Annotated in this window: 20 protein-coding genes and 1 pseudogene; 18 read left to right on the forward strand and 3 right to left on the reverse strand. The window is 34.3% G+C overall.

Annotated features, from left to right (window positions below; translation table 11 throughout):
* The 15 genes from TA89_RS04035 to TA89_RS04100 all read left to right on the forward strand — a co-directional run.
* On the forward strand, window positions 1–614 hold a 614-nt coding region (locus tag TA89_RS04035; RefSeq protein WP_040211065.1), incomplete at its 5' end, for an ABC transporter substrate-binding protein.
* A complete protein-coding gene (locus TA89_RS04040) occupies window positions 589–1,629 on the forward strand; it encodes a FecCD family ABC transporter permease (RefSeq protein WP_082023842.1) in 1,041 nt (346 codons plus the stop codon). The genes TA89_RS04035 and TA89_RS04040, both read left to right, overlap by 26 nt.
* Window positions 1,630–1,640: 11 nt before the next feature.
* Window positions 1,641–2,426 carry an ABC transporter ATP-binding protein gene (locus TA89_RS04045; RefSeq protein ID WP_040211067.1) on the forward strand — a complete coding sequence of 262 codons (786 nt, stop codon included), beginning with the start codon at window positions 1,641–1,643 and terminating at the stop codon, window positions 2,424–2,426.
* 164 nt (window positions 2,427–2,590) lie between these two features.
* Window positions 2,591–3,061 carry an SRPBCC family protein gene (locus TA89_RS04050; RefSeq protein ID WP_040211069.1) on the forward strand — a complete coding sequence of 157 codons (471 nt, stop codon included), beginning with the start codon at window positions 2,591–2,593 and terminating at the stop codon, window positions 3,059–3,061.
* A gap of 232 nt (window positions 3,062–3,293) precedes the next feature.
* Window positions 3,294–4,205, forward strand: coding sequence for a DMT family transporter (locus TA89_RS04055; RefSeq protein ID WP_040211071.1), 912 nt, complete (start codon window positions 3,294–3,296; stop codon window positions 4,203–4,205).
* Between the two features lie 287 nt (window positions 4,206–4,492).
* The gene (locus TA89_RS04060; RefSeq protein ID WP_040211074.1) at window positions 4,493–6,355 is read left to right on the forward strand and encodes an NAD(P)/FAD-dependent oxidoreductase; all 1,863 of its coding nucleotides are present in this window, start codon (window positions 4,493–4,495) and stop codon (window positions 6,353–6,355) included.
* A 244-nt stretch (window positions 6,356–6,599) separates the two neighbouring features.
* The gene (locus tag TA89_RS04065) at window positions 6,600–6,800 is read left to right on the forward strand and encodes a CsbD family protein (RefSeq protein WP_040211076.1); all 201 of its coding nucleotides are present in this window, start codon (window positions 6,600–6,602) and stop codon (window positions 6,798–6,800) included.
* 207 nt (window positions 6,801–7,007) lie between these two features.
* The gene (locus tag TA89_RS04070; protein WP_187119265.1) at window positions 7,008–8,198 is read left to right on the forward strand and encodes a phosphoenolpyruvate hydrolase family protein; all 1,191 of its coding nucleotides are present in this window, start codon (window positions 7,008–7,010) and stop codon (window positions 8,196–8,198) included.
* 134 nt (window positions 8,199–8,332) lie between these two features.
* Window positions 8,333–9,544: a Tm-1-like ATP-binding domain-containing protein gene (locus TA89_RS04075; RefSeq protein WP_040211079.1), complete on the forward strand. Its 1,212-nt coding sequence runs from the start codon at window positions 8,333–8,335 to the stop codon at window positions 9,542–9,544.
* A 110-nt stretch (window positions 9,545–9,654) separates the two neighbouring features.
* Window positions 9,655–10,485: a phosphoenolpyruvate hydrolase family protein gene (locus TA89_RS04080; RefSeq protein WP_040211080.1), complete on the forward strand. Its 831-nt coding sequence runs from the start codon at window positions 9,655–9,657 to the stop codon at window positions 10,483–10,485.
* A 208-nt stretch (window positions 10,486–10,693) separates the two neighbouring features.
* Complete coding sequence (locus TA89_RS04085) at window positions 10,694–11,290, forward strand: hypothetical protein (protein WP_040211082.1); 597 nt, start codon at window positions 10,694–10,696, stop codon at window positions 11,288–11,290.
* Between the two features lie 364 nt (window positions 11,291–11,654).
* Entirely contained in the window at window positions 11,655–12,074 is a 420-nt protein-coding gene (locus TA89_RS04090) for a hypothetical protein (protein WP_040211084.1), read from the forward strand.
* Window positions 12,075–12,234: 160 nt separating this feature from the next.
* Entirely contained in the window at window positions 12,235–12,972 is a 738-nt protein-coding gene (gene truA / locus TA89_RS04095; protein ID WP_187119266.1) for a tRNA pseudouridine(38-40) synthase TruA, read from the forward strand.
* A 58-nt stretch (window positions 12,973–13,030) separates the two neighbouring features.
* A complete protein-coding gene (locus TA89_RS18515) occupies window positions 13,031–13,183 on the forward strand; it encodes a hypothetical protein (RefSeq protein WP_187119267.1) in 153 nt (50 codons plus the stop codon).
* A gap of 312 nt (window positions 13,184–13,495) precedes the next feature.
* Window positions 13,496–14,722 (forward strand): MFS transporter, encoded by a 1,227-nt coding sequence (locus TA89_RS04100; protein ID WP_040211085.1) that lies wholly within the window; start codon window positions 13,496–13,498, stop codon window positions 14,720–14,722.
* 193 nt (window positions 14,723–14,915) lie between these two features.
* Here the strand turns inward: TA89_RS04100 and TA89_RS04105 are convergent, their stop codons facing one another.
* The 3 genes from TA89_RS04105 to TA89_RS04115 all read right to left on the reverse strand — a co-directional run bounded on the left by TA89_RS04105 (window position 14,916) and on the right by TA89_RS04115 (window position 18,739).
* The gene (locus tag TA89_RS04105) at window positions 14,916–15,950 is read right to left on the reverse strand and encodes a YeiH family protein (protein ID WP_040211087.1); all 1,035 of its coding nucleotides are present in this window, start codon (window positions 15,948–15,950) and stop codon (window positions 14,916–14,918) included.
* A 176-nt stretch (window positions 15,951–16,126) separates the two neighbouring features.
* Entirely contained in the window at window positions 16,127–17,098 is a 972-nt protein-coding gene (locus tag TA89_RS04110; protein ID WP_479723469.1) for a 4Fe-4S dicluster domain-containing protein, read from the reverse strand.
* Window positions 17,099–17,113: 15 nt separating this feature from the next.
* Window positions 17,114–18,739, reverse strand: coding sequence for an FAD-dependent oxidoreductase (locus TA89_RS04115; RefSeq protein ID WP_040211090.1), 1,626 nt, complete (start codon window positions 18,737–18,739; stop codon window positions 17,114–17,116).
* A gap of 165 nt (window positions 18,740–18,904) precedes the next feature.
* On the opposite strand from TA89_RS04115, the gene TA89_RS04120 reads away from it, so the two are divergent.
* The 3 genes and pseudogenes from TA89_RS04120 to TA89_RS04130 all read left to right on the forward strand — a co-directional run.
* On the forward strand, window positions 18,905–19,828 hold the full coding sequence (locus TA89_RS04120) for a LysR family transcriptional regulator (protein WP_040211091.1): 924 nt from the start codon (window positions 18,905–18,907) through the stop codon (window positions 19,826–19,828).
* A 68-nt stretch (window positions 19,829–19,896) separates the two neighbouring features.
* On the forward strand, window positions 19,897–21,156 hold the full coding sequence (gene hemA, locus TA89_RS04125) for a glutamyl-tRNA reductase (RefSeq protein ID WP_147590067.1): 1,260 nt from the start codon (window positions 19,897–19,899) through the stop codon (window positions 21,154–21,156).
* Between the two features lie 40 nt (window positions 21,157–21,196).
* A pseudogene (locus tag TA89_RS04130) lies at window positions 21,197–21,604 on the forward strand (hydroxymethylbilane synthase); the annotation flags it as partial.

Below are 21,604 nucleotides of genomic sequence, written 5' to 3' on the forward strand. Positions count from 1 at the left end.
AAACAATTGATTCACTGCAGTCTGAGATAATAAAGGTAGGAGATGCAATAGGAGAAAGTGAGAATGCAAAAAAACTGGTAGACTATTATAATGAAAAACTTGCAGAGATAAAAAAAAGAGTTGAAGGTTTAAAAGATAAAAGGTCCGTATATATAGCAGGAGCAAACGGTATATTTTCCACAGCATCAGGAGATTATTATCAGCATGAAATGATAGAAGCTGCAGGAGGTATTAATGTCTCCTCACAGTTAAAGGGAGGATGGAAGGACGTTTCTGTGGAACAGATAATCACTTGGAATCCGGAGATTATTACTTCAGTTATGTACTGCAGGGATGGAAATCCTGAAAAGATTATGTCAATGCCTGAGCTTCAAACTGTAAAGGCTGTAAAGGAGAAAAAGGTTTATCAGATACCGTCTAATATAGCGGCCTGGGATATGCCTCAACCAAGCAGTATACTGGCAATTTTATGGATGGGGAAAACCCTGTATCCTGAAGAATTTAAGGAGATAAATTTAAAGGAAACTGCAGAGGATTTCTACAAAAAATTTTATGGTAAATCCTTCAGTGAACTAGGAGGAACTTTAGATGGAGAGGTCGACAGTAAAAAATAAGCTGCTTCAGTGGATAGTGTATAATAAGTCTCTTATATTTTTTATAATCTTTATATCAGTATTTATAGGCTCAATATTCCTGGGAAGATATAAGATTAATAATTTAAGTTATAAAAATATTATAGAAGGATTCATTGATATTCTATCCGGAAGGGAAGCATTGGATCCCGGGTTTTTAATATTATATAAGGTCAGACTTCCCAGAGTTTTACTGTCCTCCTTTTTAGGTGCAGGACTTGCACTTTCAGGATTGGTGTTTCAGCAGGTTTTTAAAAATCCCATAGCATCACCAGACATACTGGGGGTAACTTCAGGTGCTAGTTTTGGTGCAGCTTTAGGTATAATATTTCCCGGACAGTTTCCTGGAGTTGTTCAAATCTCCGCGTTCATTTTTGGTATGTTTGCACTTATTATTACTTATGCTTTTAAAAGGGCTTCCAGGAATATGGATATATTGTATCTGGTTTTATCAGGAATCATAGTTTCAGCTTTCTTTTCTGCTCTCCTCTCACTTATAAAGTATCTTGCAGATCCTTATCAGCAGCTGCCCTCAATAGTTTTTTGGACAATGGGAGGGTTATACAGAGCAAACTGGAGAAATGCATTGGGAGCTGGTGCCGTGGTTATACCTTCTATTTTTCTTATAAACAGCTTAAGATTTAAATTAAAAATGCTCATGCTAAATGATAACATTGCAAGAACAATGGGCTTGGAGGTTTCAAGTTTTAGAAATTTCATCTTATGTCTTGTTTCCTTCGTAGTGTGTTTTTCCGTAAGTATAGCTGGGACCATAGGCTGGATTGCACTTATAATTCCTCATATAACACGGATAATACTAGGATTTAAAAACAAGAACATATATATTATAACAAGTATTATGGGGGCAACGGCTTTAATTCTTTTAGACGATATCGCAAGGTGTATAAGCACTACGGAAATCCCAGTGGGAATACTAACAGCTATGTTGGGGGCACCGGTGCTGGCATACCTTGTAATATTTAAGAAAAGCTTATAGCAGGTGATAGCATGGATATAAAAATAGAAAGCCTATATTTTGGATATGATGGAAACTGTATATTAAAGGATATTAATTTAGAATTTAAAAATGGAAATATGTATGCCCTTTTAGGAAGAAACGGTTCAGGGAAAACCACTCTTATAAAATTGATTTTAGGACTTCTTAATTTTAATCAGGGTGTTATTACTCTGGATGGAAAGGATATAAAAAGCATTACTATCAGAGATTTATCAAAATTAATTGCTTATGTGCCTCAGAGTGAGGAGGGGAGTTATGATATTAAGGTTATAGAACTTGTGGTTATGGGAAGGAATCCTTATTTAAACCTTTTTGATATCCCTTCAGGTGAAGACTATAAATTAGCTGAACAGGCTCTTGAAAGCTTAGGAATAAAACATCTGTCCCAAAAAGCATATTTCCAGATAAGCGGTGGAGAAAAACAGCTTACCCTAATTGCAAGAGCCTTGGTACAAAACACAAAGTTTATAATAATGGATGAGCCTATTTCAAACCTGGACATAAAAAATCAGCATGAGGTTTTAAACAAAATAAAAAATATATCACAGGAATTAAGTATTGGAGTTGTACTTTCCCTTCACGATGCAAACCTTGCAGAAAGGTACTGCAGTGAAGCAGTTCTCCTTAAAAAGGGTGAAATTATCAGTCAGGGAAAAACTCATGAAGTCTTATGTGAGGAGAGTTTAGAAAATATCTATGAAACAAGTTTTGAAATATTAAAGTCAAAGGAAGGATTTAATTATTTTATAAGCAGTAGATATAACTCTGATAGATAATAAAATAAATAGAAATAATATTATCGGATAATAATTATTGACGGATAATATTTAAAAATATATAATTAAGAAAATTTAGTAAGAATAATAAGGTTAATAAACTTCATAAGATTATATTTTAAAGGGCAGTAGGAATTAAAATAATATGTGAAGGAGATAAACTTATGATAACTCTAAATCAATTACCGGCAGTTAAGGCAGAAATGCTTATCAGAAAACCTCCGGAAGTGGTATTTGATTCCTTTATATATCCGGAAATCACCAATAAATTTTGGTTTACCAAAGGCAGTGACATATTAGAAGAGGGTAAAAGGATCCGATGGGACTGGAAAATGTATGGTGTGTGGGATGAAATACTTGTAAAGCGTATAGAGAAGAATAAAAACATTATAGTGGAATCCTCTGATGGTACTACCATAGAGTGGATATTTACCTCCAGAGGAAAGGATGAAACCTTAGTAACAATAATAAACTCAGGCTTTAAAGGCAGCGGTGATGAGGTGGTAAATCAGGCTATAGATTCTATGGGAGGATATACCATGGTTCTATGCGGACTTAAAGCTTTTCTTGAACATAATATCCTATTAAATCTTATAGGTGATAAAGCACCTGATGCTAACATAAATAACAGATAAAATAACTAAATATGTAATTAATAAGTATAAATAAGTATAGTAAAATCCCCATGGTACCTTTGGGGATTTTTTATTGCTTCAATAGAGGTGAATGACAAAAGTTGAATTTATTATTAACAAATAAAGATTAAATTGCCAAAATAATTGAGGGTCAGTATAATAAAACATTATGTCATAAATTTTTACTTTATGGCTTTTTCACCAAAGACAAAAAAGGAAAAGAGGTAATATCATGTGGTTTATCTTTGCATTACTCACAACCTTATCCTGGGCCTTTGCAGATTTATTTTATAAAAAGGGAGCAGATGAAAGGGATAAGCTCAGTCACATCAAAACCATGATAATGGTTGGATTTGTCATGGGAATCCATGGCTTTATATATATGGCAGTAAAAGGGGTGAATTTTCCACCAAAGTATTTAGTGACCTATCTTCCGGTTTCTTCTATGTACATTCTGTCTATGACCATTGGGTATCTAGGACTTCGATACATAGAGCTTTCAATTTCCTCACCGGTACAAAACTCCTCAGGTGCAGTGACAGCAATATTAATTTTTATATTTTTTACTCATAAGCTGACGGTTTTAGAAATATCAGCAATAATAATCATCACAGCTGGAATTATTTTTCTTGCAGTGCTTGAAAAGAGAGAAGCAGATAAGGAACTGCTTTTACCTAAAGAGGATTATAAAAAATATAAGGTGAGCTTTCTTGCCATTATTTTTCCTATACTCTACTCTATCATAGATGGCTTAGGAACCTTTGCAGATGCTATTTATCTAGACGAGCTCTCTTTAATAGGAGAGGAACAGGCTTTATTAGCTTATGAATTTACCTTTTTAATATGTGCCTTGGTAGGTATTATATATTTAAGTAGAAAGAAAGAAAAATTCAATCTTTTCCAAGAGAAGGACAAAGGAATGGCTGCAGTTTTTGAAACTGTAGGTCAATTTTTTTATGTATTTGCCATATCACAAAACGCAATTATAGTGGCTCCGCTAGTAGCTTCCTATAGCATATTTTCTGTAATTCTATCGAGGATATTTTTAAAGGAAAAACTCACCGGGCTTCAGTATATCGTTGTTGTTATGGTGATGATCGGAATAGGGTTGCTGGGATTATCGGAAGGGTTGAGCGGATCATAAATTTATACACTAAGCGGAATAATGGAACTTATATAAAGATAAGGCTTATCTGAAATTTCAAGCTCAGATAAGCCTTATTTTATATTGTTATTTAGAGAAGATATTTTTAGTGTTTGATATAATTAAAACGAAATGTTCTAAAATATATTGATTAACCTTGTTAATTATTATATAATTAAAACATGGAAAAATGACATAAAATATCTATATTAACCATTAATAGACATATTAATGGTTTTTACAGAATTGATTATGTTAAAAAAATAACTATAAAGGTGGTTTTTTGGGTGGAGTTATTTAAAGAGGGTCAAATAGGAAGTATGGTAATAAAAAACAGAATAGTTATGGCACCTATGGGAATTGATTATATAGATCCTGATTATGGATTTTCAGAGCAGTCAATAGATTATTATGCAGCTAGGGCTGAAGGAGGAACAGGACTTGTAATGACAGGAGCTACCTTAGTTACAGATGAATTCGAAACTCCTGCTAAGTCCTTTTTATTAGACAACGAAGATAAAGTTTCAAGAATTAAGAAAATGGCAGATAAAATTCACTCTTTTGGTGGTAAACTTTGTATACAGCTTACTCTAGGGGTAGGAAAGATTGGATTTATAGGAGAAAATAATCCCTCTTTTACTAAAGATGAAATACATAGAATGGTGGAAGCATATGGAAAAGCTGCAGCTTTAGCTAAGAGCGCAGGAGTAGATGCTATAGAAGTTCACGGTTACGGTGGATATTTAATAGACCAATTCCAGTCCTCTCTGTGGAACAGCAGAAAAGATGAATACGGCGGAAGCTTTGAAGGCAGAATGAAGATAAGCCTTGAATTAATTGATGCGGTTAAAAAAACCTGCGGCGAGGATTATCCTATAATATATAAATTTACACCGAAACACCTTATTCCAGGAGGAAGAGAACTTGAGGAAGGAATTAAAATGGCAAAATTCCTTGAATCTGCAGGAGTAGCTGCCCTTCATGTAGACATTGGCTGTCATGCCTGCTGGCAGAATGCTATTCCTACAATTTATCAGGAGCCCGCTCTTCATGAAGAATATATACAAGCTATTAAAAATCAAGTTAAGGTTCCGGTAATAGGTCATGGAAAAATGGGATATCCTGAAGTTGCAGAAAGGATAATAAAAGATGGTATATCGGATTTTGTTGCTTTAGGGCACTATTCTCTAGCAGATCCTGAATGGGCAAATAAAGTAAAAGAAAATAGAGAAGAGGATATTATACCCTGCATCGGATGTAATGAATGTATATTTTCCATACTTTCCGGTGAACCGGTAGCCTGTGGGGTTAACCCAAGATGCGGAAGAGAAGGAGAAAAGATATCCAAAGCTTCAGAGGTAAAATCTGTTCTTATACTTGGCGCCGGTCCCGGAGGACTGGAGGCTGCAATAACTTCAGCAAAGAAAGGGCATAAAGTTACCCTTTGGGAAAAGTCTTCTAAGATTGGAGGTAATTTAATACCTGCTTCAGTTCCTGATTTTAAAGGAGATTTAAGAAGATTAATTAAATATTATGAAACTCAGATAAATAAACTTGGTATAGAGCTGGTTACTGATAAAGAATTTACATCAGTAGAAATTTTAAAGCATAATCCTGATGTGTTGATTATAGGTACAGGAAGTACTCCTATAAAACCAAGACTTTCTGGAATTGATGGAGATAATGTACATTCTGCTATAGATGTGCTTTCAAAAAATATAAATTTAGGTAAAGATGTTATTGTAGCCGGAGGTGGCTTTGTAGGCTGTGAAACAGCTGTACACCTTGCGAAAGAAGGAAGAAGTGTTACGATAATAGAAATGAAGGAGCGCATTTTATCAGAGCCTATGGCTTTAAATAATTTATTGGCACTGAGCAAGCTAGTAGCAGAAAATGGAATCAACGTTATGGCTGGAACTAAGCTGGCTGAAATTAGTGACAATACAGTGATTGTAGAAAAGGCTGATGGAGTGAGAGAAGAAATCAAGTGTGACTCAGTTGTCCTTGCTTTAGGTTTTAGGGCTATGGAAAATATAAAGTCTGAGCTTGAAGGAAGGATAAAGGACATAAGGGTTATTGGAGATGCATCAGCTCCTAGAAGAGTAAAGCATGCAGTAGCAGAAGGCTTTGAGGCAGCTATTTCAATTTAATATTCATCTCTTTGTATTTAATAGAGCAGATAAGGAATTTTATACTTCTTTCCTGCTCTTTATTTTTATAAAAAACTTATGATTAGATATTATAAACTATAACCTAAAATATGAAGATAATAAAAACAGTATAATAACAATAAAAACTTTTAATTTACAATATGTAAATATCTCCCCAATGCTATTGTAGCAATGAATATATTCCGTTAAGATAAGGATAATATATCTTAAGGAGGTCATGAAAATGAATGATGAGATATTAAAAGGAAAATGGAATCAATATAAAGGCGAAGCAAAGAAAAAATGGGGTCAGTTTACCGATGATGAAATAGATCAGTTAAATGGTGAGAAAGATATTATAATCGGTAAGATTCAGGAAAAGTACGGAAAGAGTAAAGATGAAGCAGAGAGAGAATTTAATGATTGGTACAATAGATTAGGTTAATAAATTAAGCCATTGGATTATCCAATGGCTTTTTGCTTTTTTTTATTTGTCCACAACCGCAGATGAAAACAAATAAAACCTAGTGTTTTACTATAATTTAAAGTTAAGTTTGTTATATGGAATATTTAACTCACTAACCAATAAAAATCTTATTTATGTTACAATAAAGTTAAAAAACACGAAAAATAATATATGGCGGAGGCTATGATGAATAGAGAAGCTATCTTGAGGCAATTAAAGTCTCAAATCAGGGTTAAGGGTCACATTATCGGAGTAGCTGCAGGAGGAGGAATGACTGCCAAATATGCCGCGCTGGGAGGAGCAAGCTTTATACTGGCCTTAAGCGCAGGAAAGTATAGACAGATGGGAAGAAGCTCGCTGGCAAGCTTTTTATGTTATGAAAACAATAATGAAGTTGTAATGGATTTTGGAATAAAAGAGCTTTTAACTACTTTGAATAGTACTCCTGTTATATTTGGACTAAACGCTACGGATCCTAATATAAAATTAAAGGAGTATATAAAAGTCATAAAAGAAAGAGGATTTTCAGGTGTTAATAATTTTCCTACAATGGGATTAATAGATGGAAAGTTCAGAGAAGCACTTGAGGAAGCTGGCCTTGGTTATGATAAAGAGGTAGAGGCTATAAGACTGGCTCATGAAGAGGGACTGTTTACTTTGGCTTTTGTTTTTGATGAAGGACAGGCTGAGGAGATGGCGCTGGCAGGAGCAGACATTATCTGTGCCCATTTCGGACTCACTGAAGGTGGAAGGCTGGGGGCAAGGAAGGTTCTTTCTCTTGAAATGGCAAAGGAGAGGGCTGAAAAAGTATATAATGCCTGCGAAAAAATCAGACCTGGAATTATAAAAATGGCCTATGGGGGACCTATAAAAACTCCTATTGACGCTCAATATATATACAATTGTACCCAATGTCAGGGGTATATTGGAGGTTCCTCCTTTGAAAGGATTCCTACAGAAAGAGCAATACTAGACATAACAAAAGCCTTTAACAGTTCCCCCAGGCTGAAACAGGATGACCTATATGAGAAAATGCTTAGTGGAAATGTAGGCAAATACTATGACTACGTAGACTTTATAAAGGCTTATGTAGATGAAAATTATATGACTGAAATACACCTAGGAGACTTGGCTATGGTTGCTCATGTAAATGTAAATTACTTAAGCACTAAATTTAAAAAGGCTATTGGATGCAGTTTCACTGAATACCTTATTAAATATCGACTTGATAAAGCCGCAGAGCTTATTATGGAGCAGAAATATACCTTGTTAGAAATATCAAGAATGGTGGGATATAATGATTATGCTCAGTTCAGTAAAATGTTTAAAAAGTATAAGGGCTGTCCTCCTAAGAAATTTCTTTTGCCTATGGGATAAGATTATAAAATATTCTGATAATAACAATATAAACACATGTTATAATGATATAAACACATTTACCTTTATAATGTTGAAGTAGTAGAATCAAAGTAATGATTCTACTATTTTTTCATAGAAGGGGAGGTTATATTTTGAAAACTATTGCTATTGCAGGCACTTTTGATTCTAAAGGAACAGAGTACCTTTATTTAAAGGAACTTTTAGAAAACCTTGATTTGAATACCTTTACAATTCATACCGGTGTATTTGAGCCGGCCTTTACCCCTGATGTATCAAATTCTCAAGTCGCTGAGGCAGCAGGTGTAACCATCAAGGAGTTGGCTGACAAAAAGGACAGAGCATATGCTACAGAAATGCTCTCTAAGGGAATGGAAGAGCTTATACCAAAGTTATATAAAGAAGGTAAATTTGATGGGATTATATCCTTTGGGGGATCAGGAGGAACCTCGCTTGTTGCTCCTGCCATGAGAGCACTTCCTATAGGAGTTCCTAAGGTTATGGTATCTACCATGGCTTCAGGAAATACCGCTCAGTATATAGGAACCAGCGATATAGTAATGATTCCTTCTGTGGTAGATGTGGCAGGTCTAAATAGCATATCCACTAAAATTTTCTCTAATGCTGCTTTTGCTATAGCAGGGATGGTCAAATTCGAAAATGCTAAAAAAGTTGAGGAAAAGCCTTTAGTAGCGGCTACAATGTTTGGAGTTACCACCCCCTGCGTTGATATGGCCAGAGAATATTTACAGGAAAAAGGGTACGAAGTTCTTGTATTTCATGCTACAGGAGTCGGTGGACAGTCTATGGAGTCACTTATTAATGGCGGATTTATTAAAGGAGTTCTAGATCTTACAACTACAGAATGGTGTGATGAAATAGTTGGAGGGGTTTTATCCGCAGGCCCAAATCGCTGTGAAGCGGCAGCTAAAAACAAAATTCCTCAGGTAGTATCTGTGGGAGCTTTAGATATGGTAAACTTTGGACCGTACCATACGGTACCTGAAAAATTTGCTGAAAGAAATTTATATAAGCACAACCCAACTGTTACACTAATGAGGACAACTTTGGAGGAAAATATCAAGATTGGAAAGGTACTCTCAGAGAAGCTTAATATGTCTTCGGGGAAAACAGCTTTATATATTCCTTTAAAGGGAGTTTCAATGATAGATAAAGAGGGTGAGCCATTTTATGGACCTGAAGAGGATAAAGCTCTTTTTGATACATTAAAAGAAAAGGTTAACACAGAAAAGGTAGAAATAGTAGAGATGGATTCTCACATAAATGATAGATCCTTTGCAGAAGCAGCAGCACAAAAACTTATAGACTTAATGGAAAATAAATAAGAGGATTTAATAAATTAATATATTCTGTTAGGTGCTTACGAAAAATCATAGGAGTTTTAATTAAATTTAGTTATAACTAAAATTTTATATACATATAAGGAGGAGTTAATATGAATACTATGTCAAGAGCAGAAATTATGGAGAAGTTCAGAAAAGAGGTATCTAACGGCAGGATACTAGTGGGAGTTGGTGCAGGTACAGGAATAACAGCAAAGAGCAGTGAAGCAGGCGGAGCGGATATGCTTATAATTTATAATTCTGGAAGATACAGAATGGCAGGGAGAGGTTCCTTAGCAGGCCTTTTATCCTACGGAGATGCCAATCAAATCGTGGTGGAGATGGGATCTGAGGTTCTTCCTGTAGTTAAAAACACACCGGTGCTTGCTGGGGTGTGCGGTACCGATCCCTTCAGAGTTATGGATGTATTTTTAAAGCAGCTTAAGGAGCAGGGCTTCAACGGAGTTCAAAATTTCCCTACAGTAGGACTTATTGATGGAGTATTCCGTCAAAACCTTGAAGAAACGGACATGGGATATGAATTAGAGGTGGAAATGATCCGTAAGGCTCATGAGCTGGATATGTTAACATGTCCTTATGTTTTCGATCCGGATCAGGCAAGAGCTATGGCGGAAGCCGGGGCAGATATACTTGTAGCACATATGGGACTAACTACTAAAGGAACAATTGGTGCAAAGACTGCTTTAACTCTTGATGACTGTGTAGTTAAAATTGAGGAAATAATTAAGGCTGGTAAAGAGGTTAATCCTGATATAATGGTTATCTGTCATGGAGGCCCAATAGCAGAACCTGAAGATGCGGACTATGTTATAAGCAGGGTTAAAGGCATAGATGGTTTCTTCGGAGCTTCAAGTATAGAACGTTTTGCTGCTGAAAAGGGCATAAAGGAACAGGCTGCAGCCTTTAAGGCAATTAAAAAATAAAGAGTAATTAAAGTAATATTTTAAGTCTAATTAATATTGCTAAAGGATTTAATATATTAAAGTAAATAAAGTGTTTATAAAAAACTATAAGCAGATTATTCCATAAACTGTTTATAGTTTTTTTGTTATATATATAGCAATAATTGGAAGCTTATGATATATAATTATAGTATAATAATACTAAATATTATTTAAAAGGATGATAGCTATGAAGGATAATAAACCTATACTTGTTATTAAAATTATAATTGCTCTTCTGTTTTTACTTTCCATAGGAACTATGTTTTTTATAGCCTTAGATTTCAGAACTCTAAATTTAGATGTAACTTTAAGAGGTGTTGATATAATTAATCTGCCTGATAAGGCTAGAGAAGCCTCTCAAACCATTAGGCTGGCAAATTTAGTAATACCTAATTTTCAAAGTACCCTTCAGAGTTTGCTGGAAAATATGAGGTTAATTGTTATTGTGATAATGGTAATTTCATTAATTTCTGCTATAGCAACAATTTTGGTAAGGAAAAGATTTGGTTTTATAGTATCTATATCCGGAGCTGCTATTAATCTGGCTCTATTAGCCTCAGTGATTTTAAAATTCAACAGTACCTTTAAATCTTTTAAGTCTAGTATAGAAGCTTCTTTAGGGAAATTGCTGCAATTGATTCCTGGATTTAATATAACCGGGGCGGTAAACGTGAATCTAAAAGAGATACTTGGTATAGGTATAATTTTATGGTGTATAATTCACGCTGTGATTTTACTACTTTCCACTGCAGGTCTTTTTATAGACAGTAAAACTTCCAATTAATAAAAATCAGGGGAAGCTTAGCTTCTCCTGATATATTTTTAAAACTTATTGGTAAATAATTAAATATATTCAATATTATGCTATAATTATATTAAGTTATTTATGTTATATATAATTCAATGTAAGTGAGAGGAAAAATTATGTTTAAGAATAAAAGAAAATCCTACATTATTCTTACCTTGTTCTTTATAGTTTTTTTTGTATTGGTATAAATAAAAGTGAAAGAGTAATTAAGGAATATAATTTAAATAAAATAAACGAAAGCATTAAGACATCAGGAACACATATTAAAGATAATGAATATATTTTTTCTGCAGATATTCAACTAGGGGAGGAACCTCCCTTATCATCGGGAATTCTAGAGATGAAACTTTATGCTCAAATTGAAGAAGGTAAGGACAAAGATAAATTTATTTTGGAAAACACTAAATTAGAGGTTAACCCAATAGGATGTAGGGAGTATGATAAAGGCGCTGAATATATAAAAGAAAATTTATATTCTAAAAACTTTCAGTTTGGTATAAGACCTAATGAACGCTTTGAGCAGCTTATGGCATTTAAATATACTAAGTTTCTTTCAGAAAACAAAAATATCAAAATAAATAGAGTTGATAATATTAATTCGCTTTATAAAATAAAATCCCTTAAATCTCTGCAAGGTACAGACGGTGATAACAGAGTTCTGGTGGATTACAATACTTTGGAACAGTGCTTTTCTCAGTGGTTTAACGTAACATTCAAACTTAATTCTAAGACCGAAGGTGAATTTATTGTAAGCTATTAGTTTTAATAATGGTGCTTGGCAAGCTACAATTAGCAAAGCTTCAAACTTTGTTAATTGTAATAGGCCAGGCTTCTTTTCATTGCCTGGGTTAAATGGTATGATTATATAGCTAAAGATTATTACACAAGCATAAGTTAATATAAATTAAAGGTGGTTTAAAATGAGAAACTTAAAGATGATAGTGCAGTATGACGGAAGCAGATATAAAGGATGGCAAAAACAGAAGGGGGTAGATTTAACTATACAAAGCAAATTAGAAAATGTATTGTCAAAAATGACTGGTGAAGAAGTACAGGTTGTAGGCTGTGGAAGAACCGACACAGGAGTACATGCAGAAAATTATGTGGCAAATTTCCATACTGCATCTACTATGAAAATAGATGAAATTCAGGATTATTTATACGAGTATCTTCCAGAAGATATAGTGGTAAAATCAATGAAGGATACAAGTGAAAGGTTTCATGCAAGATATAATGTTAAGTCAAAAACCTATGTTTATAGGATTAACAACAATAAATTTAGGGATGTATTTAGCAGAAGGTATGTATATCATCTTAATGAAGAACTGAATCTTCAGTATATGAAAGATGCTGCTAAGGTTCTTATAGGAACCCATGATTTTCAAAGCTTTACAAGTTTGAAATCCAATACTAAATCTACAGTTAGAACCATTAATTACATAAACATATCAGATAATAACGGTGTAATAGAAATAGAGGTTAATGGTAACGGATTTTTATTGAATATGGTTAGAATAATCACCGGAACATTATTAGAAGCAGGAAGAGGAAAATACAGTGCTGCTGATATAGAAAAGATACTAATGGAAAAGAAAAGGTCAGAGGCAGGACCTATAGCCCCAGCTAAAGGATTATGCTTAAAAGTCGTAAACTATTAAGTTAGTAATAGAAAATGATTTGAATTATAAATTAAAACTATAAGCTGAGGAATTAATTATGGATAAAAACATTAAAATGATGAAAAAGCTGATCGAAGAAAAGAAGCAAAAAGGTAATAATATGAAAAATAATAAAAAGGCTGAAAAGCTTATTGGAAAAGGATCAAAGGGTGTTAAGGTTGGCAACGGCAGAGGCTTATTTGATAAATAGTGAAGACTTTTTACAGGTGAAATGATAAATAAAGATATTCTTATTTATCTCCTTAAAAAGCAAATTTATTTAAAGTCAGGAGGCTTTTTAATCCTGACTTTATTTTTGTCACTTGTCAGGTGCCTGGCACTTTACATATTTTTCATTTTTTGTTAACATAAATATTGCAAATATTACTTTACATATTTATGATTAAGAGGTACAATTGTGGAACATATGTTTGGTGTTGCGGTTGGTCAGAATTGAAAGTAATATTTAGTGCATAAATAAGAGTCACAATACAAGGCTTTAAATTCTGGAGGATTATTTATTATGAAAAACAATTGGAAGAAAAATATAGTACTCTTTTTGGCCAGTCAGACAATTTCCCTCTTTGGTTCTTCCTTAGTTCAATATGCAATCATGTGGTATATAACCCTACAGACTCAATCCGGAGTTATGATGACTATATCAATAATATGCGGTTTTGTACCTACTTTTTTCCTTTCACCCTTTGCCGGTGTATGGGCAGATAGATACAACAGAAAATTGCTTATTGTAATGGCAGATTTTTTAATTGCTGCAGCAACCTTTATTTTAGCGATTATATTCTTAATAGGATATAGAGAAATATGGCTGTTATTTGCAATGTCGGCGGTAAGAGCATTAGGATCAGCAGTTCAAACACCGGCGGTGGGAGCCCTTATACCTCAAATAGTTCCAGAGGATAAGCTTACTAAGGTAAACGGAGCAAATGGAAGTATACAGGCTTTAGTAATGCTGCTTTCACCTATGGCAAGCGGATATTTATTATCTATAACTACAATGGAAAATATATTTTTTATAGATGTAGTTACAGCAGCCATAGCAATTATAGTACTCTTGGTATTTCTAAAGATTCCTGCACACTCAAAAGCCAGGGAAAAGCAGTCTGTAAGCTATTTTGAAGATTTGAAAAAAGGATATGTATATATAATAAACCATGGTTATATCAAAAGATTCTTTATATTCATAGGAATATTCTTTTTATTAGCTTCTCCTGCATCTTTCTTAACACCCTTACAGGTTACCAGAAGTTTTGGCGATGAAGTTTGGAGATTAACAGCAATTGAAGTAGGTTTTTCAGTGGGGATGATTTTAGGTGGTGTTCTGATGTTTTATTGGGGTGGATTTAAAAACAGAATTCATACAATGACTTTATCCTTTTTAGTAATAGGAACATGTACCTTTACTTTTGGAATCATAAGAAGCTTCTGGCCATATGCTGCTGTTATGGGTGCTTATGGACTGAGCTTGCCTCTATTTAATACTCCTGCTACGGTACTTCTTCAGGAAAATGTGGAAGGGGATTACTTAGGAAGGGTATTTGGAGTTTTAAGCATGCTCTCCAGTTCCTTAATGCCTTTAGGGATGCTATTTTTTGGTCCTTTAGCTGATATAGTAAAGATAGAATGGCTTCTTATACCAACGGGAATACTTACCTTCATTCAGGCGTTTTTCCTAATAGGCAGCAGAGTATTGGTAGAAGTAGGTAAGCCTAAGTCTGAAAAATCTTCATAATATGATTTGAATATTTTTATTAGCTGTTGAATTAGTAGTTGAATAAAATACATGTTTAATAAATTAGATATTTTAATGAAAAACACCTTTGACTTTTTATAAAATAGTCAAAGGTGTTTTGCTGTGGGTATTTTGTGAGTATTTAATGTAGTTATTATATTAATCTATTATCTTAATTAAGATAATAGTGAGACTAGCCTACATATCCTGCAAATACATATATGAATATTAGCGATGAAGCAGCTACTGCTGCCCAGGTACATCCTCCAAGGATAATTGGTTTAATACCTTTTGTAAAGAGGTCTTTGAATTTGATTTTAAAACCAACGCCTGCCAAGGCTATAGCAATTAAAAGTTTATAGCCCTTCTTAAAGAACACAGAGGCTCCTGGTATAGCTTTAAAGAGTCCGGCGGTGTTTAATATAGCCATTATTAAGAATATAACTATAAACCATGGGAAAACCTTCATTACTGTTTTTCCTACAGAAGCTTGTTCTGTGGAGGCTGAATTTGCTTTAGCTTCTTTACGAATAGTGATAATAGTAAAAATAATTGCAAGAAGTATTAACATTGTAGTTCTTGTAAGCTTCACTGTTATAGCTAAATTTAAATCCAAATTATTTATAACGTTATAAGTTGCCTCAGCAGCAGCAACGCTAGAGGTATCATTTATAGCTGAACCTGCAAGAAATCCGAATTGATTGCTGGTCAGATTTAAAGCTCCTGCTAGGTAAGGATACACAAGGGCTGCAAGTATATCAAAGAGAAAAATGGCTGTCATTGCATAGGCGATTTCTGTTTCTTTTGCTTTTATTATAGAAGCTAAGGTTGCGATGGCAGTACCTCCACAGATACAGGTTCCTCCTCCAACAAGGGTGCAGGTATTTGAAGAAAGTGAAAGCTTTTTACCTATTAAGTAAGCAACTCCGAAGGAAATACATATATTTGCAATAATTAATGGTAAAGCTTTTGCGCCATAGCCTAAAATTTCATTAAAGTTTAAGGTTGCACCGGCTAATATAATACCAAGACTTAAGAACTTTTTACCTACAAAGGTTGTTCCAGCTTTAAAGTCTTTATCAATACTTGGCATAAAATTAACGATAATCATACTGATAAAAAGGCCGATCATAGGAGCACCCACTATATTCTGCATACCTCCTAAATAAGTTGCAGTAAGCCCTATAAGAATACATAAGCCAATAGCCAAATACTTCTTATTATTCAATATTAATAACCCCTTTCTTTACACTAATCCAATTTATTGTTAAAAAATTGACTAATAAAATCAAAAAAAAGAATATATATCCAGAAGAAATCTGCAGATTTCTTCTGGATTACTTATCAAACCCCTATGTTTAAGGAGATTTCAGTCATGTAAACATAGAGCGTTGAAAGCTGAAATTAGCAGGTTGCACCGCCAGCTAGATGGAGCTGTGCATCTAAAATCTCTTGTTTTCTGGCCAAGATTTCATCTGAAAGTAATTGAGCTTCAACATTTTCAAAACCGATTCTTTCAATAGTCTGAGATAAACGTTCTCCGGTTTTTCCTTGTTCTCTGTAGAAAAGAATTGTCTTTTCTATAACTCTTAATGCTTCTTCTTTATCTGTGAATATCTTGTTTAGAGGAATACCCTGCGCAACTCTTTTTCCCCATCTTCCTCCAATGTATATTTTGTATCCAACTTTTCCATCTTCAATAGCATCGAAGTGGCACTTACCTACACACCTTCCGCAGTTATTACATTCATCTGAACTTATTTCTAAAACTCCATCTACAACCTTAGCTGCATTTACAGGACATGCATCTTCTACAGAGCATTTCTTACAGCCGTTACATAAGTCTTCATCGTAGTTAGGTATTAATTGTCCAATTATTCCTAAATCGTTAAGGTCTGGCTTAACACAGTTGTTAGGACATCCACCAACTCCAATTTTAAATTTATGAGGAAGCTTTACATTAGCATAACCATTGAAAAATCTTTCGTGGATTTCTTCAGATAGACCAAAAGTATCAATCAGTCCATACTGACAAGTAGAACCTTTGCAGGAAACTACAGGACGAACTTTTGATCCAGTACCTCCGGTTACAAGACCTTCTTTTGCTATGTAGTTTCTGAAGTCTTCGATTTTATCATAAGGTATTCCCTGACATTCAACGGTTAATCTTGTAGTAAAAGTAACTATTCCATTACCAAATTTTTCAGCAGCTTCAGAGAGACACTTGTTTTGTGCTGCAGTAATCTTTCCATTTACAGTTATTATTCTTCCTGAAAAATTGTTAGTACCTTTGTTTCTTAAAAAACCAAGAGCTTTAACTCTTTTTTCATCACTTGCAGTGATGGTCATAGTTGGCATCATATTAAATTCCCCCATTATATTATGTTTATTTTATAGCTCCACCTCATTGAAAGTAGAACCACCTTCAAGCACTAGAGTATTTGTATAACCGAAATACTTTAATCGGTTTTGAAGCATATATGCTCTTTTACCTTTTGCACATACCAGTAATAACTTTTCATCTTTATTAAACTCAGGCAGTTCACCATTTACCTTTGTGAGATCTACGTAAGGAGCACCGTCTATACTTGGTGATAAAGAAGCATCTATTACTTTGTAGTCCTTAGCTTGTCCTGCTATGAATTCAGCAGGAGTTACAGTATTAAAGGCGCCACTTATTTTATTTAATAATATATTAACGGTATGGCTGAAGGGATGGATAGCTGTGGAGAAAGGTGGTGCATATGCTAAATCCATATTTTCCACATCCTCTAAAGTAGCTCCCAAAGTAATTGCAGTAACAGCTATATCTACCATTTTATCTACAGCACCTTTACCAAGTACTTGTATACCTAATAGTTTCTTAGTTGTTCTGTCAGCAATGATTTTTACTATGAAAGATGATGCGTCAGGATAATAATGTGCTTTATCGTCCACTACTGTTACAACGCTCACTACATCATAACCTAATGCTTTGGCAGCAGACTCTGTAAAGCCTGTTCTTCCTGCATTTAGTTCAGGAAGTTTAACTACAGCAGTTCCCAAGACACCGCCGTAGGCAATTTTGCTGCCACTTATGTTTTTAGCGGCAATACGGCCTTCAATATTTGCTGATGATCCCATTGGAGACCATGCTGGTTCCTTTGTAACTGCATTGATTACGCAGGCACAATCACCTACTGCATATATATCTTCATCATTTGTCTGAAGGTATTCATTAACTTTAATTGTTCTATTAGGCATAAGCTCAATTCCTGTATCAGCTAAAAATGCAGTATTGGCTCTGATACCTACTGAAAGTACAACGGCGTCAGCCTTCATTGCTCTTTTATCGGTTTTTACCTTTTCTACCCTTCCATCGCCAAGGATTGCTTCTAATCTAGTTCCTGTAAAAGTCATAATTCCCTGATCTGCCAAATGATTGTCAGCGTATTCAGCAAACTCAGTATCAAAACCTGGTAGTATTTGATCAGCCATATCGATTACTGATACTCTAACTCCCTTGAGGGATAAGTTTTCAGCCACTTCAAGACCAATAAAGCCTCCCCCAACCACTACGGCTCTTTTTATGTCTCCTGATTCAACTGCGTCTCTTAAAGAAATTGCATCTTGAGGAGTTCGCATAAAGAAGACACCATTTAAATCAACACCTTCTACAGGAGGTTTGATCGCATCAGCACCGGTGGCTATAACTAGCTTATCGTAGTTAAAGTTTAAAGCCTTTTGAGTCTTTAAATCTAATGCTTGTATAGTTTTTTCATTACGATTTACTTTAGTAACCTCCACTTCAGTTAACACTTCAACTCCTGTTAACTTAGAAAAGCTTTCTGGAGTATTTACTATTAACTGGCTTTTTTCCGGTATGACGCTACCTACATAATAAGGTAGTCCACATCCCGCGTAAGAGATATCTGTGCTTTTTGTTAGAATTTTAATTTCATAACCGCGATTTTCACGCTTAAGCTTAGCTGCAACCTTTGTTCCGGCGGCTACTCCACCTATGATAAGAACTTTCACATACTCACACCCTTTGTTTATTTTTTAACATTATATATCACAATTCTAATATATCACTTGTTTAATAATTAAGAAAGTGATATTATCTTATCAGAATCATAGGTAAAACCTATTGATAATTCTGATTGATTTATAGGGGTTTAATGTGCTAAAGGGGGAATAAATATGACTATAAGGCACCTGAGGATATTTATTGCTGTGGCAGATAGTGGAAAAATGAGTATTGCAGCATCTAAGTATTTTATTTCACAACCAACTGTGAGCCAAACAATAAAGGAACTGGAAGAGCATTATGGGGTTCTGCTATTTGAGCGTCTTTCAAAAAAATTGTATATAACAGAAGAGGGAAAAAAGCTTCTATCCTATGCCAGATTGGTAGTGGATCAATTTGATGAATTAGAAGAAAAAATGCTTAAAAAGAATTATACGGAAAAGATTAGAATAGGAGCTACAATCACTGTAGGAAACTGCCTGCTTTATGAAATTATAAATGGTTTTAAAAAAATAAATCATAAGGTAGATGCTTACAGCTATGTAGGAAATACAAAGGTTATAGAGGAAAAACTGTTAAAGTCCGAATTGGATATTGCCATTGTAGAAGGTAAAATTAAAAGCCCTGATCTGATCGCAATTCCAGCTGTTGATGATTATCTTGTGCTTACCTGCAGTAAAAGTCATCCTTTGGCAAAAAAGAAAGTGATTAAGCTTTCAGAGCTGACTTCTTCATGTTTTGCTATGAGAGAAGAAGGCAGTGGTACAAGAGAGTTATTTGAAAGCTATATGATAAAACAAGGGTTATCCATAAATACTGTCTGCGAAGGAAACTGTCCTGAAGCTTTAAAAAATGCGGTTATGGAAAATCAGTGTCTATCCGTTATGTCAGTACGGCTCGTAGAAGATGAAATTAAAAAAGGAGACATTTATGTGATTAAAAGCTCTGAATCTGCTTGGAACAGAAGCTTTAGCATAGTATATCATAAAAATAAAATTATAAGTGAAGCTATGCAAGACTTTATGGAGGTAGTGAAGAACTATAAGCATACAGATATACTGGAGGAAGCTGATGTAGGTAAACTGATAAAAGGTTAATATAGATAAAACTTATAAATATCATTATATAACTTTATTTGAAACTACAGAAAACACTGTGTTAAAATTTGAAAGTCAGTAAAGATTATGGATATAGAGGAGATGTAATTATGGATATTTCCATGGTTGGCATAGATTATAGCAAAGCAGCCATAGAATATAGGGAGATGTTTGCACTTACTGTATCAAATGGTGCAAAACTAGCTCATAAGATTGTGAATACTTCCATGGCAGAAGGGTGTGTTGTAATATCTACCTGTAACAGAACAGAGCTTTGGTTTAGCGGATTAAAGGGCTCACCTTTAGAGATTTTTCTCAGAGAAAAAGGTGTACAAAGCTCTCAATATGATAAATTCTTTACAGAAAGATATGGAGAAGAGGCTATAGATTATTTATTTGAATTGAGCTGCGGCTTACACTCTCAGATATTTGGAGAGGATCAAATATTATCTCAGGTGAAAACAGCACTTCAGAATGGAAGAGAAAACAATCATGTGGATTCTGTATTGGAAACCCTTTTTAGAATGAGCATTACAGCTGCAAAAAGAGTTAAGACAGATGTGAAACTTACCTCTAAAAATATGTCAGTGCCTGAAGGGGCAGCTGTGCTTTTAGAACAAAAAATAGGTGACTTAAAGGGCAAGAACTGTTTGGTTATAGGAAATGGAGAAATGGGAAGACTGATGGCGGAAATATTACTTGAAAGAGGCTGCAAAGTTAGTATGACATTAAGGCAGTATAAAAAGCAAGATGCTGTTATACCGGAAGGATGCAGTATAATTTCCTATGAAGACAGATATGAAAATATAGCAGAAAAGGAATTAATTTTCAGTGCTACCTTGAGTCCGCATTTTACCATGAAAAAAGAGGAGATTGAAGGCAGATTAAAAGATAAAGATTATATCTTTATAGATTTAGCAGTACCCAGAGATATAGACCCTTCTATGGCGGAATTAAAGGGGGTAAAAATTTATGATATGGATAAGCTTGGTATGGACAGAAGCTGTAATAAGGAAGAAATATATAGCGCAAAAGCTATTTTAAATAAATACAAAGAAGAATTTTTAGATTGGTTTTGTATAAGAAAATGGATTCCTGTAGTTAAGGATATCAGTGAAATTACCGGAGAAGTAACTGATGCAAAACTCACTAAAGTTTATAAGTCCATTGAAATTACAAAAGAAGATCAAAATAAGCTGCAAAAGAATATTCAAACCGCTGCAAAAAAAGCAGTTGCAAAATTGATTTTAGATTTAAGAGATCATATGGAAACAGAAAAATGGTGTGAGTGCATCACTGCACTGGAGGCAGCAGCTAAAGGGCTGTAGTATATCTTCACTAATATAAGCTGATAATAGGAGAATAATTATGTTAAGGAAAAAAATTATTGTAGGGAGCAGAGACAGTAAGCTTGCTGTAATGCAGAGTGAGCTTGTTATGAATGAGATAAAAAAAGCAAATCCTGAACTGGAACTGGAACTATTAACTTTAAAAACTACAGGAGACAAGATACTTGACAAAACACTGGATAAAATAGGTGGAAAAGGTCTTTTCGTTAAAGAGCTTGATCAGGCTTTAATGGATGGAAGAATCCATATTGCTGTTCACAGCCTAAAGGATATGCCTATGGAGGAGAATGAAGATCTGCCCATTGCTGCTCTTCCTAAACGAGGGGATCCAAGAGATGTATTAGTGCTACCTCAAAATGATATAAACCTGAACTTTTTAAGTAATGTAGGTTCTTCCAGCAGCAGAAGACAGCTTCAGTTAAAGAAT

The sequence above is a fragment of the Clostridium polynesiense genome (assembly GCF_000820705.1).
Classification (GTDB): Bacteria; Bacillota; Clostridia; order Clostridiales; family Clostridiaceae; genus Clostridium_AA; species Clostridium_AA polynesiense.